Source organism: Croceitalea sp. P059, from assembly GCF_031846365.1.
GTDB classification, from domain to species: domain Bacteria; phylum Bacteroidota; class Bacteroidia; order Flavobacteriales; family Flavobacteriaceae; genus Croceitalea; species Croceitalea vernalis.
Map to the genome: position 1 here is coordinate 130437 of NZ_JAVRHW010000003.1, position 15127 is coordinate 145563.

At 34.8% G+C, this 15127-nt stretch carries 16 protein-coding genes; 5 read left to right on the forward strand and 11 right to left on the reverse strand.

All coding sequences use genetic code 11. From position 1 onward, the window contains the following. Positions 1–47: 47 nt before the first annotated feature. Positions 48–557 carry a DUF255 domain-containing protein gene (locus RM542_RS10735; protein ID WP_311385749.1) on the forward strand — a complete coding sequence of 170 codons (510 nt, stop codon included), beginning with the start codon at positions 48–50 and terminating at the stop codon, positions 555–557. A 1-nt stretch (position 558) separates the two neighbouring features. Here RM542_RS10735 and RM542_RS10740 read toward each other — a convergent pair whose 3' ends face one another. Then, positions 559–1692, reverse strand: coding sequence for a DUF819 family protein (locus tag RM542_RS10740; RefSeq protein WP_311385750.1), 1134 nt, complete (start codon positions 1690–1692; stop codon positions 559–561). An 84-nt stretch (positions 1693–1776) separates the two neighbouring features. Then, a complete protein-coding gene (gene guaB / locus RM542_RS10745; protein ID WP_311385751.1) occupies positions 1777–3249 on the reverse strand; it encodes an IMP dehydrogenase in 1473 nt (490 codons plus the stop codon). Positions 3250–3471: 222 nt separating this feature from the next. On the opposite strand from guaB, the gene RM542_RS10750 reads away from it, so the two are divergent. Beyond that, positions 3472–5691, forward strand: a complete 2220-nt coding sequence (locus tag RM542_RS10750; protein ID WP_311385752.1) for a TonB-dependent receptor domain-containing protein — start codon at positions 3472–3474, stop codon at positions 5689–5691. A gap of 58 nt (positions 5692–5749) precedes the next feature. On the opposite strand, the gene RM542_RS10755 is transcribed toward RM542_RS10750, so the two are convergent. Both RM542_RS10755 and RM542_RS10760 read right to left on the reverse strand, forming a co-directional pair. Then, positions 5750–6619: a hydroxymethylglutaryl-CoA lyase gene (locus tag RM542_RS10755; RefSeq protein ID WP_311385753.1), complete on the reverse strand. Its 870-nt coding sequence runs from the start codon at positions 6617–6619 to the stop codon at positions 5750–5752. A 15-nt stretch (positions 6620–6634) separates the two neighbouring features. Beyond that, on the reverse strand, positions 6635–7261 hold the full coding sequence (locus RM542_RS10760; protein WP_311385754.1) for a LysE family translocator: 627 nt from the start codon (positions 7259–7261) through the stop codon (positions 6635–6637). A 79-nt stretch (positions 7262–7340) separates the two neighbouring features. On the opposite strand from RM542_RS10760, the gene RM542_RS10765 reads away from it, so the two are divergent. Then, positions 7341–7769 (forward strand): Dabb family protein, encoded by a 429-nt coding sequence (locus RM542_RS10765; RefSeq protein ID WP_311385755.1) that lies wholly within the window; start codon positions 7341–7343, stop codon positions 7767–7769. 1 nt (position 7770) lies between these two features. On the opposite strand, the gene RM542_RS10770 is transcribed toward RM542_RS10765, so the two are convergent. Genes RM542_RS10770 through RM542_RS10780 form a run of 3 tightly spaced genes read right to left on the reverse strand, consistent with a single transcriptional unit; the run spans position 7771 to position 9835 of the window. Continuing rightward, complete coding sequence (locus RM542_RS10770) at positions 7771–8304, reverse strand: DinB family protein (RefSeq protein WP_311385756.1); 534 nt, start codon at positions 8302–8304, stop codon at positions 7771–7773. An 11-nt stretch (positions 8305–8315) separates the two neighbouring features. Next, entirely contained in the window at positions 8316–9356 is a 1041-nt protein-coding gene (locus tag RM542_RS10775) for a quinone-dependent dihydroorotate dehydrogenase (protein ID WP_311385757.1), read from the reverse strand. Positions 9357–9415: 59 nt separating this feature from the next. Next, positions 9416–9835, reverse strand: a complete 420-nt coding sequence (locus RM542_RS10780; RefSeq protein WP_311385758.1) for a hypothetical protein — start codon at positions 9833–9835, stop codon at positions 9416–9418. Positions 9836–9934: 99 nt separating this feature from the next. Here RM542_RS10780 and pepT point away from each other — a divergent pair, with 99 nt between their 5' ends. Beyond that, a complete protein-coding gene (pepT, locus tag RM542_RS10785; RefSeq protein WP_311385759.1) occupies positions 9935–11161 on the forward strand; it encodes a peptidase T in 1227 nt (408 codons plus the stop codon). A 48-nt stretch (positions 11162–11209) separates the two neighbouring features. Continuing rightward, positions 11210–11812: a DUF1801 domain-containing protein gene (locus RM542_RS10790; RefSeq protein WP_311385760.1), complete on the forward strand. Its 603-nt coding sequence runs from the start codon at positions 11210–11212 to the stop codon at positions 11810–11812. A gap of 12 nt (positions 11813–11824) precedes the next feature. On the opposite strand, the gene RM542_RS10795 is transcribed toward RM542_RS10790, so the two are convergent. The 4 genes from RM542_RS10795 to nusB all read right to left on the reverse strand — a co-directional run bounded on the left by RM542_RS10795 (position 11825) and on the right by nusB (position 15041). Continuing rightward, a complete protein-coding gene (locus tag RM542_RS10795; protein WP_311385761.1) occupies positions 11825–13171 on the reverse strand; it encodes a Gfo/Idh/MocA family oxidoreductase in 1347 nt (448 codons plus the stop codon). Between the two features lie 93 nt (positions 13172–13264). Further along, complete coding sequence (yajC, locus tag RM542_RS10800) at positions 13265–13555, reverse strand: preprotein translocase subunit YajC (protein ID WP_311385762.1); 291 nt, start codon at positions 13553–13555, stop codon at positions 13265–13267. 9 nt (positions 13556–13564) lie between these two features. After that, positions 13565–14044, reverse strand: coding sequence for a DUF1573 domain-containing protein (locus tag RM542_RS10805; RefSeq protein WP_311385763.1), 480 nt, complete (start codon positions 14042–14044; stop codon positions 13565–13567). A 52-nt stretch (positions 14045–14096) separates the two neighbouring features. Beyond that, the gene (gene nusB, locus RM542_RS10810; RefSeq protein ID WP_311385764.1) at positions 14097–15041 is read right to left on the reverse strand and encodes a transcription antitermination factor NusB; all 945 of its coding nucleotides are present in this window, start codon (positions 15039–15041) and stop codon (positions 14097–14099) included. Between the last annotated feature and the right edge of the window lie 86 nt (positions 15042–15127).

A 15127-nucleotide genomic window follows, 5' to 3' on the forward strand; every position in this document is an offset into this window, starting at 1 on the left:
TCGTTAGTTTTGATATAGTCTTCGGACTATAGAAAGAAAGCGGAATTATGAAGAAGTTTTTAGTTATCACAGGCTTATTTTTTACCGTTACATTGACCGCTCAACAGGTGCAATGGGTATCTTGGGATGAAGCTGTAACCTTATCTAAAACAGATGCGAATCCAAAAAAGATTTTTATTGATGTTTACACCGATTGGTGTGGCTGGTGCAAAAAAATGGATAAAGAAACCTTTCAAAATCCTGAGGTAGCTGCTTACATGGCCCAAAACTTTTATATGGTCAAAATGGATGCTGAAGGTAAAGAACCCATTGAATATGATGGCAGAACTTTCAAATTTGTTCCTCAAGGAAGACGTGGTTACCACGAACTTGCGGCAGCACTGCTACAAGGAAAAATGAGCTACCCGACGGTAATCTTTTTAGATGAAAAATTAAAAATGCTTTCTCCCGTACCCGGGTATCAAAAAGTAGAACCTTTTCTTCAGATTGCTCGTTATTTTGGAGATGATATCTATAAAGACAAGGATTGGAAATCGTATACAGGTATTGGTAAGTAATTTACAATATAGCCACTACCATAAAACCTAGATAAGTTCCTAAGGCATTTCCTAAAGTACCTACCAGAATAGCTGGAAGTATTAATTCTTTGCGATTAAAAGTTTCTGCTAGGGCAATTGCCGACGTCCCTCCACCAACGTTAGCTTGACTCGCAATAGAAATCATGTCCCAATCTTTGAATAATAAACCTCCCAAAATTATTATTAGTAAACCATGAATAAGTACTGCTATTGATGTAAACAAGAGCAGTGTTAACCCAACTTCTTTTAGAGCTACTACAGCTCCAACTTCACAATATGCTCCAATCACAGCTAAAAACAAATAAACTAAATATAACCCTAGTTCATGTGAACCATTAAGTTTAGAAATAAAGGGGGTTTGAGCCAAAACTATTCCAATTGTTGAAAGTGTAATTATTGACGGAATACTCGGCAACCAGATAGAAACAAACTCCGAAACCAAGAATGAACTTAATCCTATAAAAATTAACCAAGCAAAGGAATTTAAATCCATAGAGGATTCCTTATTCAATTCATTAGTCCTATTTTCAGTACTAAGCTTTTTATCTTTAAAGCGCTTTCGTAGTATTACTGGAAAAGCTATTGTAATTACAACCCAAATAGCGGTAACTACATTATCTACTGCAATCGCACCTGCATAGAGAGTTCCTTTTTTTTGAAAATCATAAGCCAAGGCCACAGAATTAAAATTAACACTACCACCGGTATAAGTACCTGTAAGCATACCTGCCAAGATTTTGCCATCATCGCCAAGAACGTTTTGCGGCGAAATTAGATACCATGAGGCCAATATTCCTAATACAGTCGCTAAAGACCCGATTAGAAAAAGCCCTATCATGGGCGCGCCTGCTTTTTTAATAGATTTTAAGTTAGCTCCCAATAGTAAATAAAAAATTGAAATTGGCGCTAGATAACCAAAAATAACATCATACAAAGGAATAGAATTCGAAGCAGACGGAATTAATTTAAAATTGGCTACGATAGCAGTAAAAACAATAACTAAAAGGGCCGCACCAAAAGGTTTTCCCCATTTCTTTTTTGCCGCATAGAGCGATAGCAGCACCATAAGTGCTAAGACGGTTAAAACATAAATAGGGTTTTCAATGAAATTCATTATTGCATGTCGCTAACTACAGCAAACATAGGCAAATGATTTAGAAGAATTCAAATTAAAGACTTAGAGGAAATTTAGCGCTAATTACCTACTATAATTCGGACTTTCTTTGGTAATCGTAACATCATGTGGGTGACTTTCATTGATTCCGCTAGTTGTAATTTTCACAAAACGACCAGTCTCCTTTAGGGTTTCAATGTCTTTAGCACCACAATAACCCATACCCGCACGCAAACCACCAACAAATTGATGTATGCTTTCAAAAAGATCACCTTTGTATGGCACCCGACCTACAATTCCTTCAGGAACTAATTTTTTGATATCGTCCTCCACATCTTGAAAGTACCGGTCTTTTGATCCTTGTTTCATAGCCTCTACAGAGCCCATACCACGATAGCTTTTGAATTTACGTCCTTCGTAGATAATAGTTTCACCAGGAGATTCTTTTGTTCCAGCCAACAATGAACCCAGCATGACAGTATCAGCGCCTGCTGCGATTGCTTTAGGAATATCACCTGTATATCTTATACCTCCATCTGCGATTACCGGCACACCGGAGCCTTTGATTGCTGCTGAAACTTCAAGTACAGCAGAAAACTGTGGAAATCCAACTCCGGCTACTACTCTAGTGGTACAAATAGAGCCAGGTCCAATACCCACTTTAACCGCATCAGCACCGGCTTCTACCAAATATTTAGCAGCTTCTCCGGTGGCTATATTACCAACAATAACGTCTAATTGAGGAAATTTTTTCTTTACTTCTTTTAGAACTGCAACAACACCTTTAGTATGTCCATGAGCTGTGTCTATAACAACCGCATCAACTCCTGCATTAACAAGGGCTTCTGCCCTATTGACTGCATCACCAGTAACACCCAAGGCAGCTGCGACACGGAGACGACCATACATGTCTTTATTAGCAATCGGCTTTTGCGTCAATTTAGTTATATCTCTAAAAGTAATTAGCCCAACCAATTTGTAGTTGGCGTCAACCACAGGTAGTTTTTCAATCTTATGTTCTTGCAGAATATCTTCGGCTTCAGAAAGTGAAGTTCCCTCGGCAGCAGTTACCAAGTTTTCTGAGGTCATCACTTCAGAAATTGGTCTTTCATTATTTTTTTCAAAACGTAAATCTCGATTAGTAACAATTCCAATCAACTTACCGCCATTGTCAACGATTGGTATACCGCCAATACTATGCTCTTTCATATTTGCCTTAGCATCACTTACTTTTGAGTTAAGAGGCATTGTAACCGGATCTAAAATCATTCCGCTTTCAGCACGTTTTACTTTACGAACCTTAATTGCTTGTTGCTCAATGGTCATGTTCTTGTGTAAAACTCCAATACCACCTTCTTGAGCTATAGCAATTGCCATTCGGCTTTCTGTAACAGTATCCATAGCAGCAGATACAATAGGAACATTAATCGTTATGTTACGAGTAAATCTTGATTGAATACTGACTTCTCTAGGTAGCACTTCTGAAAAGGCTGGCACTAAAAGAACATCATCGTATGTAAGGCCTTCGCCGAGAATTTTGTTTAGGTGAGCTTCCATTGCAATTACGGATTAATTGCGTGCAAAGATACTGTTTTTTAGTTAGTGTTTTAGAAACACCTAATGTTGCCTTTAAGTTCTAAAAGTTAAAATTTAGCTCTAATTCCTTGTTAATGAAAACTTAATGTTTTATTATTTTTAATTAATCTAAATAAACTTTGTTTTTATAGAAACCTCTTTTACATTTGTATCATTATTCTTAATCAGTCTAAATTAAAACAAATGTTCAAAAAGATAAGTTTATCATTAATTATAGCTACTTTTTACTCTTTTGCACAGCAAAATCAAAGTCAGCTAATCGATTCAATTCGTTTAAAGGAAGTGGTACTTTCAGCCAAGGTCATTTTAGGTAGCAAATTCGAGGCAAAAAATAGAACTGGATCTGCTTATTATATTTCACCAGAAGAAATAAAGAAATTCAATTATACCGATGTTAATAGAACATTACGAAGTGTTCCAGGCGTCAATGTGTATGAGGAAGATGGATTCGGCCTTAGACCTAATATTAGTTTACGAGGTACCTCACCGGAACGTAGTTCAAAGATAACGCTAATGGAAGATGGAGTTTTAATAGCGCCGGCACCTTATAGTGCGCCTTCAGCCTACTACTTTCCAACAATTGCAAGAATGCAGGCTGTAGAAATTTTGAAAGGAAGTAGTCAAGTACAATACGGTCCATATACCACAGGAGGTGCAATTAATATGCTATCTACTGAAGTTCCTGATGATTTTGGAATTTTCATCAACTCTAGTTATGGAAGTTTTCAAAGTGGTCGCCTTCATGCACAGTTAGGTGATAGCAAAAAGAATTTCGGGTATTCCGTTGAGTATCTTAACTATAATTCTAATGGATTTAAAGAGCTTGATAATGGCGCTGATACTGGGTTTGACAAAAACGACTTAGTAGCTAAATTTAAGGTTAACACCAATCCAGAGGCGAAACTGGGCCACGAGTTTGAGGTTAAATTTCAATACGCAGATGAAACCTCTGATGAAACCTACTTAGGATTAACACAAACTGATTTTATTATATCTCCGTTTCGCCGGTACTCCGGTTCACAAGTTGATCAAATGAATACGGAACATCTCCAATTCATGGGAACTCATACCTTAAAATTTAGTGATTACTTTAGAATAACCACTGTTGGGTACTATAATGATTTTAGTCGTAATTGGTACAAACTAGATTATGTATCAGTAAATGGAGAAAATCAAGGAATTGCTAATATCATAGAGGACCCCGTCACCTTCGCTTCTTACTATGATATTGTTAGTGGTGCTGCCAATACCAGCGATAACGATGTACTTGGGGTAAAAGCCAATAATAGAAATTATCTTTCTACCGGAGTACAAACTAAACTAGACTATCATTGGACAGGTGAAAATACCTTTCATGATATAGAAGTGGGCTTGCGCTATCATTTTGATGAAGAAGACCGCTTTCAATGGGTAGATGACTACAGTTTAATAAATGGTATTATGCAAATAACTAGTGCAGGCACCCCAGGCACTAATGCGAACAGAATTAGCGATGCAAAAGCTTTTTCGTCTTATGCTTTATATAAACTTAAGTATAAAGATTTAACATTAACCCCTGGCATTCGTTATGAAAACATTACCCTTAGTAGAATGAATTACGGAACTAATGATATTGAAAGAACAGGGGTTGAATTAACAGAACGCGAAAATAAAGTTGATGTCTTTATACCGGGAGTAGGATTCAATTATAATTTTGAAAACTTATCTTTATTCGGCGGAGTGCATAAGGGGTTTTCTCCACCAAGTAACCAAGAAGGTGAAAAACCGGAAGAGAGCATTAACTACGAATTAGGCACACGATTTTCTTATGGAGGACTAACCGGTGAAATAGTTGGTTTTTTTAATGATTATAGTAATTTATTGGGGAGTGATTTAGCTGCTTCCGGAGGCACAGGATCACTAGATCAATTTAATGCTGGTGAAGTTAAAGTACAAGGTCTCGAGGTATTACTAAATTATAATCTATTACCAAATTCAGAAAGGTTTGTTTTACCAATCACCATAGGCTACACATTGACCGATACAGAATTTTTAAATAGCTTCGGAAGTGAGAATGATATCTGGGGAGAAGTTACAATTGGAGACGAGCTACCTTATCTTTCAAAGCATCAACTAAACACTACTATTTCTTTTGAACACGAGAAGTATGAAATAAACTTTAATGGTCGTTTTAATGGTGCTTTCAGAACGCAAGCTGGTACCGGAAGAATTCCAGAAAATGAAAAAGTAGCTTCAAATTTAATTCTGGACTTAGGTGGTAAATATCGTTTGGGCGAGCACATCGCAGTAACGGCCAATATGATGAATCTCTTAGATGAGACTTATGCAGTAGCTAGAGTACCTGCAGGTCTAAGACCTGGAATGCCTTTTGGAATTTTTGGAGGATTAGAAATTCGTTATTAATAAGATTTAAAATTGTCTTTTATACGGCTTTGAACGCCCAATTTTTATTGGGCGTTTTTTAATGATAAGCACCAAATAATTCAGTTGCCTTATTATATGCTGCTTCAAAAGTCATCCAGTTTACTCCTGACTCGGCTTTTTCTTTCGTAAAATACGATAGCATTCTTTCTGTGGGCATATTACCCGTCAATTCATCTTTAGCCATTGGGCATCCACCAAAACCTTGCACAGCACCATCGAATCTTCGACAACCTGCTTCAAAAGCTGCTGCTATTTTTTCGTGCCATTTAGTTGGCGTCGTATGTAAATGTGCTCCAAATTCTATTTCAGGATATTTTGGAATCAAGTTAGAAAACAAATATTCAATAACTTCGGGTGTTGAAGTACCTACTGTATCTGACAAAGAAAGTATTTTGGCTCCCATTTCGGCAAGTCTTTCTGTCCACTCCCCAACTATTTCAACATTCCATGGGTCACCATAGGGGTTTCCAAAACCCATAGAGATATAAGTAACCACCTTTTTATTGGCGTAATTGGCAATTTCTAATATTGATTTTAACGTTTCAACAGACTCTTCAATAGTTTTGTGCGTATTACGCATTTGAAAGTTCTCTGATATAGAAAAAGGATAACCTAAATAATTTATTTGCTCGTGTTTGCTTGCATCATTAGCTCCTCTAGTATTTGCAACAATAGCCAACAACTTACTTTTGGTTTTAGTAAGGTCTAAGCTATTTAAAACCTCGGCAGTATCTACCATTTGTGGAATAGCTTTAGGAGAAACAAAACTGCCGAAATCAATAGTATCAAAGCCACAACCTAATAAAGACTGAATATACCTGACCTTCTGTTCTGTTGGAATAAAGGTTTTGATACCTTGCATGGCATCTCTTGGGCATTCAATTACTTTAACTTTATCCTTCGACATATGATAAAATTAAGCTTATTTATCCGATAGCAATAGATAAACTGCTATCGATATAAAAACCATGATTTGCATCCACTTTAGAAACACCCCTGCACTACTGTTTTTTGTAATATACTTGGAAATTTTACCTGCTAGAATAGCTATAGATCCAAAAATAATTGACGAGACCCCTATGAAAAGAAAACCCAAGACATAAAACTGAATAACTGTGTTTAAACTTTCACTAAAAAGAAATCCAGGAAAAAAAGCTAAGAAAAATATTGTCACTTTAGGGTTCAGGACATTCATCCAAAACCCAGTTTGAAATAATTTTCCAAAACTTTTTTTTGTACCCGTTTGATTAGGAAAATCAATATGAGCATCACTTTTAAAAACTTTATAGCTTAAAAACAAAAGATATAAAGCTCCAAAAAGTTTAATTATAAAAAATAATGACTCGTTCTCCTTTATTAAAACTGATACTCCAAAAGCCAATAAAGTAGTATGAATTAAACAACCGGTCATTAAACCTGCTGTTGTTGCTAAACCATACTTTTTACCATTTGCAATACTTTGCACCAAAACAAAAATGTTATCTGGACCAGGTGAAATTGCCAAAGCGGCAGTTGCAAATATGAAAGCGATAAGAATTTCGTAGTTCAATAGAGTTGTTTTGTTTTAATTCTTGAAAATACGAAATACTATAATTGTATCTTTCATCTGAAATAATCAAAAACTATTTATGAAAAAATTTACTTTCAATCTTCTGCTTATAGGCATAATCATTATGATCAGCTCTGCCTTTATTACCAATGACAACCCAAAGTTTACTGAGTTCAGTGAAAATAATTATAAACAAGAAGCAGATAGCTTGTTACGGCATGTAGTGCTCTTTAAGTTCAAAGAAGACACTTCTGCAGAAAAGTTGAAAGAAATAGAAACTAGTTTTAATGCGTTACCTTCAAAAATCAAAGAAATTAAAGCATATGAGTGGGGACTAAACAATAGCCCAGAAGGCCTAAACAAGGGCTTTACTCATTGCTATTTTGTTACTTTTAAATCTGAAAAAGACAGGGCTATTTACTTACCACATCCAGAGCATCAAGCCTTTGTAACTATTGCTTCACCATTCATTGAAGATGTTACCGTGGTAGATTACTGGACCAAATAGGCTACCAAGTATATTCTGGCGGTTTAATATTATTCATTCGCAAATAAAGATTCGATTTTGCCCTATGGTTTGCCATATGATCCTGTACATAGAAAAGAGCAAAAGCTCTACTTACAGTATTTCCACTATGGTACATAATACAAGTTTCGTCTAGTTTTTCTTGTGTTATAGTCACAATTACATTGGTGGTATAATCAAATCCCTTTTCTAGAAGCAATAGAATATCTTGCTTACTCATTTTACCAGCATCAGGGCTGTTTGGTTTTACTTCTAATCCTTCAACATATCTTTTAGTCAATAATTCAATAGTGTATCCTATATGAACCATTTGTTCTGCAAAGCTTTTACTTTCTGCAGTGGGTCTATAAGTATATAAATCTTCAGGCATCGCTTTAGCCACTTGCAAACAATGCATTTTAGCTTCCTGCCATACTGGCAAGTACATTTTAGAAAATTCAGTTTTGGGTTCTTTTGACTTCTGCGAACAAACGCTTAGCGAGCAAAAAATAAGAATGATTAAAGTAAATGACTTCATTTGAAAAAGACTTATGATTCCTTTTTCAAGATAGCCTTATTGATTTGTTTTAGCAAACTAGGTCCTTCATAAACAAATCCAGTATATAACTGAATTAAATCAGCACCTGCTTCTATTTTTTCAAGAGCGTCTGCAGCAGAATGAATACCACCTACCCCGATAATGGGAAAAGCCTTTTTACTCTTTTCTGATAAAAACCGAATTACTTCAGTGCTTCTATTTGTCAAAGGCTTACCGCTTAATCCTCCTTTTTCTTCAGCCAAGGTTAAATGAGATTTTAAATGATTCCGAGCAATTGTAGTATTGGTAGCGATGACGCCGTCAATTTTAGTAGTTCTGACGATATCAATAATATCTATTAGCTGTTCATTTGTTAAATCTGGAGCTATTTTAAGTAAAATAGGTTTTTCATTTTTAGCAAATTTTTGAGCATTCTTAATATTGGCCCTTTTCAACTTATGTAATATATCAGATAGTGGTTTCTTATCTTGAAGTTCTCTCAAACCAGGGGTATTCGGCGAGCTTACATTGACTACAAAATAATCAACATGCTCAAAAAGCGCATCAAAACAGATGAGATAGTCTTTAACGGCATCTTTATTTGCAGTGACTTTGTTCTTTCCAATATTGCCACCAACCAATACTCGGTGCTTCTTTTTTAATCGCTCAACAGCATCAAAAACCCCACTATTATTAAAGCCCATTCGGTTAATAATAGCTTGGTCATCAAGCAATCTAAACAGTCTCTTCTTTGGATTGCCTGGTTGTGGCTTTGGCGTTAAGGTGCCTATTTCAATAAAGCCAAAACCAAAATCTGAAAACTCATTATATAATTTAGCATCTTTATCAAAACCAGCCGCAAGACCGATAGGGTTCTTAAATTTTAATCCAAAAACCTCACGTTCTAACCTTTTATCATTAACCACAAATAGCTTTCTAAAAACTAGTCCTAAACCAATTTTAGAAAAAAAACGAATCATAGTAAACGAAAAATAATGGGCAGTCTCCGCATCAAGTAAAAAAACAATTGGGCGGATAACGAACTTATACATTAAGACTAATTTTTTGCAAAAATAGAAACTATAAAAAGAGTAGGTTATAAAAATATGAATTATTCGTTCACTGACCTTGAGGTGTAAATCGGACTCCTCGACAATTGATTACAGAGCATGATATATACATTATACTGCTTATTAGTAAATGTGCCTAACATACGTTTGTCTAGTAACCTCATATTTGCCGCCATACTATCTAGTAGAGCTTTATAATTATAAGACATTTTAAGTAAATCTTCCGGTGAAGCTTGGGCATGATTCTTAAGAAGATTATTTGCTTTTAATTCAAAAATTTCATTTCTGAACTTCAGCTCAGCACCCCAATTTTTTAAATTTTCAGTTTGTTCTTCTGTTAATTCAAAAACTTCTGTAATAATGACATCATCTTTACCACCAATACCTAAATAGCAATCTTCTTGTGCATAGGACGAGAAGAATATTAATATGGAGAATATAAAAAGTAGTTGTTCTTTCAAATGAACTCAAATTAAACCTTCGAAATATACTAAGTGAAAATAACGAATTCGAATATTTACGGTCGAATAAACATTATTTTTGATGAAAAGCATTTATTGATGGAAAAACTACTACCCCGTTTTTTAGATTATGTGACTATTGACACCCAAAGCGACCCCAAATCAAACACAACACCAAGCACTGAAAAACAATGGGTTTTAGCAAAAAAACTGGTTTTAGAACTACATAAAATTGGAATGCAAGAAGTCTCTATTGATGAAAATGCTTATATCATGGCAACCTTACCTAGTAATATGGAAAAGGAGATTCCAACCATTGGCTTCATTTCACATTTTGATACCACACCTGATTTCAGTGGCTATAATGTTAGACCAAAGATAATTGAAAATTATGATGGGAAAGAAATACTTTTAAACACCACAAAAAACATAGTTCTGTCGCCAGAATATTTTGAAGATCTACTGCAATATAAAGGACAAACTTTAATCACCACAGATGGTACTACTTTACTTGGAGCAGATGATAAAGCAGGTATCGCAGAAATCATAACGGCGATGGAATTTCTGATTCAACATCCTGAAATTAAACACGGGAAAATACGGGTAGGTTTTACCCCTGATGAAGAAATTGGAAGAGGGGCCCATAAGTTTGATGTAAAAAAATTTGGTGCTGAATGGGCTTATACTATAGATGGTAGTCAAGTTGGAGAATTGGAATATGAAAATTTCAATGCCGCAGGAGCAAAAATCACCATAACCGGCAAAAGTGTTCACCCAGGATATGCAAAGGACAAAATGATTAATGCTCTTGTTTTAGCAAATCAATTTTTAAGCCTTTTACCACCGGAAGAAACGCCAGAAACTACCGAGGGCACTGAAGGATTTTTTCATGTTCACCATATCAGTGGAGAAATTGAACAGGCCAAAATTGAATTAATTATTCGTGATCATGATGAAGAACAATTTCAGGCTCGAAAGGATTTGATTAAAGATATTACCCAAAAAATAAATTCAAAATGCCCCGATTCAGTCATAGTTGAAATTAATGACCAATATTTCAATATGAAAGAAAAAATTGAACCGGCCTATCATATTGTTGAAATTGCCGAAGAAGCCATGATACAACTAGGTATTCAACCTATCATAAAGCCTATAAGAGGTGGTACTGATGGTTCTCAATTAAGTTTTATGGGCTTACCCTGCCCTAATATTTTTGCTGGAGGTCATAATTTTCATGGAAAATATGAATATGTGCCTTTAGAAAGCATGCAAAAAGCGGTAAAGACAATAGTTAAAATTTGTCAACTAACCGGAGAGAAGTTTTAAGGTAAAAACTATTTGCTATCTTGAATTGAAAACTTTTAAGAAGTATAAATGGACAAGTTAGAAAAAATAGCTTCCTATTTTAACGAAGAGCACCATTACCAAACAGGGATTGAGGCTCTGAGAACTATTGCCCTAAGCACGCCAGTAGAAGAAACTTATAAATGGCAATTTCCTACTTACACTATTAACAGTAAAAACATTTTCGCAATTTGTAAGTTTAAAAGTCATTTCGGCATTTGGTTTTTTAACGGAGTATTTTTGAACGATCCTTTTAATGTTTTAGAAAATGCTCAAGAAGGAAAAACAAAAGCCATGAGGCATTGGAAATTTAAAGCTATTGAGGACATTGATAAAAAACTTGTTTTAGCTTATATAAAGGAAGCCATTGAAAATCAAAAACAAGGCAAAGTACTCGTGGCATCAAAGAAAAAAGCTAAACAACTTGAAATTCCGTTGTTGTTAGCTGAGGCTTTGTCTAAAGATGAAAAAGCAAAAACTGCATTTGGTAAATTATCTACATACAAACAAAATGAATATTGCGAATACATTCATACTGCAAAGCAAGAGAAAACCAAAATAAATCGTCTTGAAAAATCTATAACACTCATTAAGCAAGGCATTGGACTTAATGATAAGTATAAAAACTGTTGATTTGGTACATCTCTAAAATTTAGGAATGTTCCAACCATTGTGATAAGTTGGTATAATTAGTTCATTTGCTTTTGCATTATCAAAAATCCCTTTCTGTTTATCCCAGTAAATTCTATTACCTGATTTATAAGCAATATTTCCCATATGACATACTAAAGCAGTATCGTAGCCTACTTCAATAGGAGCATTTAAAGTAGATCTGTCTCTTGATTTTACAGATTCTATGAAATTCTTGGTATGCAAATCCAAACCATTACCTTGATTTGTTTGTAGAGGAATAGCATCTATTTTTGGTCCTAAATTTTTATCCCAATCTTCTCGCTCATCTTCAGGAATAACTTCCCAACCACTTCTATCAAGTATTAATGTTCCATTATTTCCTATAAAAGCAATACCATGATCGCGGCCATAATTACCTCCATCAATACCGGTTGCATGCTCCCAAAGTATTGAAAAGTCATCATATTCATAAACGGTTTGCAAAGTATCAGGAGCTTCTTGGGCATCATTTGGATATGCAAATTTACCTCCTAAAGCCATCACAGATTTAGGCGTTCCTGCTTTCATTCCATAAAGCGCATAGTCCATTAAATGCACCCCCCAATCCGTCATCAATCCTCCAGCGTAATCCCAAAACCATCTAAAATTAAAATGAAATCGATTTGGGTTAAAAGGTCTTTTTAAAGCCGGCCCTAGCCACATATTATAATCAACTCCTTTTGGTACCGAACTATCTGGTAAAACTGGTATTGATTTCATCCATCCTTGGTAAGCCCATGCTTTTGCCAAACGAATTTGACCTAATTTACCCGAGTGAACATATTCGATAGCATCAACGAAGTGGGGCTGACTCCTTTGCCATTGGCCAATCTGCACTATACTATTATTTGCATTAACAAAATCTAGCATTGTCTTACTCTCGGCTATAGAATTAGCAATAGGTTTTTCACAATATGCATCCTTTCCTGCAGCTATGGCATCTGTTAATTGCAGACAATGCCAATGATCTGGGGTTCCAATGATAACAATATCAACATCTTTGTCATCTAAAAGTTTTCTATAATCCTGGTACAATTTTGGTTTTTTGACTCCAGCTTTGTTCAAATCATTGGAACGAGATTCTAAGACATTTTTATCAACATCACAAAGAGCAACCACTTTAACTTCACTTATCTTAAGCATGGAAATTAAATCTGTAAAGCCCATACCACGGCACCCAATAAGACCGACTTGAATAGTATCATTTGGACTTACCTTATTACGAACAGTTGCTAATAATTCGACTGGAAAAAGTAGTGAGGCCCCCAAACTAGTGCTGCAAATAAAACTCTTTTTGATAAAATTCCTGCGGTTATCCATAGTGTTTTGTCTTCGTAAAAAGATACCAAATAATTGAACATAAAAAAAGCACCTGTTAACACAGGTGCTTAAAAATCAATGTTTAATTGAATTTTATTTCTTTACTGGAGCAGGATTCAGCTTTCTGCTCATTTCCATTGAAATGGCACTTTTATCAAATTTTAAACGACCAGCCATTGTTTCAATAACGCAAGACCCATCTTTGTCATTTAATTCCGTTACTTTACCATGCAGTCCACTTTTGGTTATTATCTTATCTCCTTTTTTTAAAGCTTCCGCAAATTTCTTTTCATCCTTCTGACGTTTCATTTGTGGTCTTATCATAAAAAAATAAGCCACAACAAAAATCAGTATTAGCGGAAAAAACTGTCCTAATCCTTCCATATAATTTTTTTAGCTTTTTACTGGTCCAGAAGGAGCAGCACCTTTAGGGTTAACAAAAGCTTTTATTCTTAATAATTCAGAACCTTTTTGAGTATTTGCTGTAACCGTAATAGTTTTAGTCACTTGATTCTGACCTGCACCATTAAATTTCACAACCATTTCGCCTGAGGCTCCTGGAGCGATTGGTGTATTTTTTGGGTATTGAGGCACTGTACAACCACAACTACTTTTAGCATCGGTAATGATTAACGGTGCATCACCAGTGTTGGTAAAAGTAAAAATAGTTTCTTGTGGTGTTCCTTGAACGATTTGACCAAAGTCATGTTCTGACTTATCAAAAGACATCACAGGTATTTTTTTGGCAACCTCATCTCTTTCAGTAGCAGTTTCTACATTATCAGCTACAATTTTTGTTGTTGCTTTTTCTTTACAAGACATTGAAATAAACAAAAGTGCGATAACACTTAAGGCAGTTACTGTTCTTTTCATTATTATAAATTTTTATTTATACAAAAATAACGAATTACTCTTTATTATAGTATTAAAGCAAGCCGCGACCTATTTTCTGTAATTTCCCATCTGTTTTGTACTCTTTGACCAACTTATCTAAAATTCCATTAATGAAAATACTACTCTTTGGTGTAGAGTACTCTTTAGCAATCTCTAAGTATTCGTTGATGGTGACTTTTTCAGGTATTGAAGAGAAATTAAGCAATTCACAAATTGCCATTTTTAATAATATATAATCAATCTCGGCAATTCTATCTTTATCCCAATTAGGAGTTTTACCTTCTATTTCTTTCTCCCACTTTTCATTATTTAATAAGGTCTTCACCAAAAGATCGTTAGCAAAAACCATATCCTGATCGTCTTTTAACAATGCCGGAGTAAAAAAATTCACTGGATTGTTCGGCTTCGACTTTTTAAGACGCTTAACTAAAAAGGTATTTACAATTGGAATGTCATCTACCCAAGTTAATTTATCATCTTCAAAATATTCATATATTTTTTCATTGGGAGCTATTGTTTCTTTGAATAAGGCAATAATAAAATCCACGTCATTTTCAAAACTGTCTTTTTCAGACATCATGTATCTTTCATACATTTTGCTTGACATAATTTCTTTAAAAATAATCTTCACATATTCTTCATTCAAATACCAATTTTGAATTTTCTTATTTTCTAATAAGGATTTTAAATTCTCGTCTTCAGCTAATTGTAGTAAAAGCCTATTATTTACAAATTTCTCTTTATCTGGGTAGTCCGTAGTGTCAGCTAAATATTTCTTTGTGGCATGAACCACGTGTTTATTAGCCATTTGATGTAATTCTATCAAAAGACTCAACATTAGAAGATATAAGGTATAGGTATTTTCAATACTAACTTTTAGAAACTTTTCTTGTTTCTCAAGAGCATTGTCTTTTGACTGAATCAATGCATATATACATTGCATCACTTTTACTCGAATATGCCGTCTGGTTAGCATTTTTAAAGAACTTTAGATGATTGGTGAAATTTTACGAGGCAAAAGTAAGCTTATATTTCTATTAGACCTATGGTTCTTTTTTATCT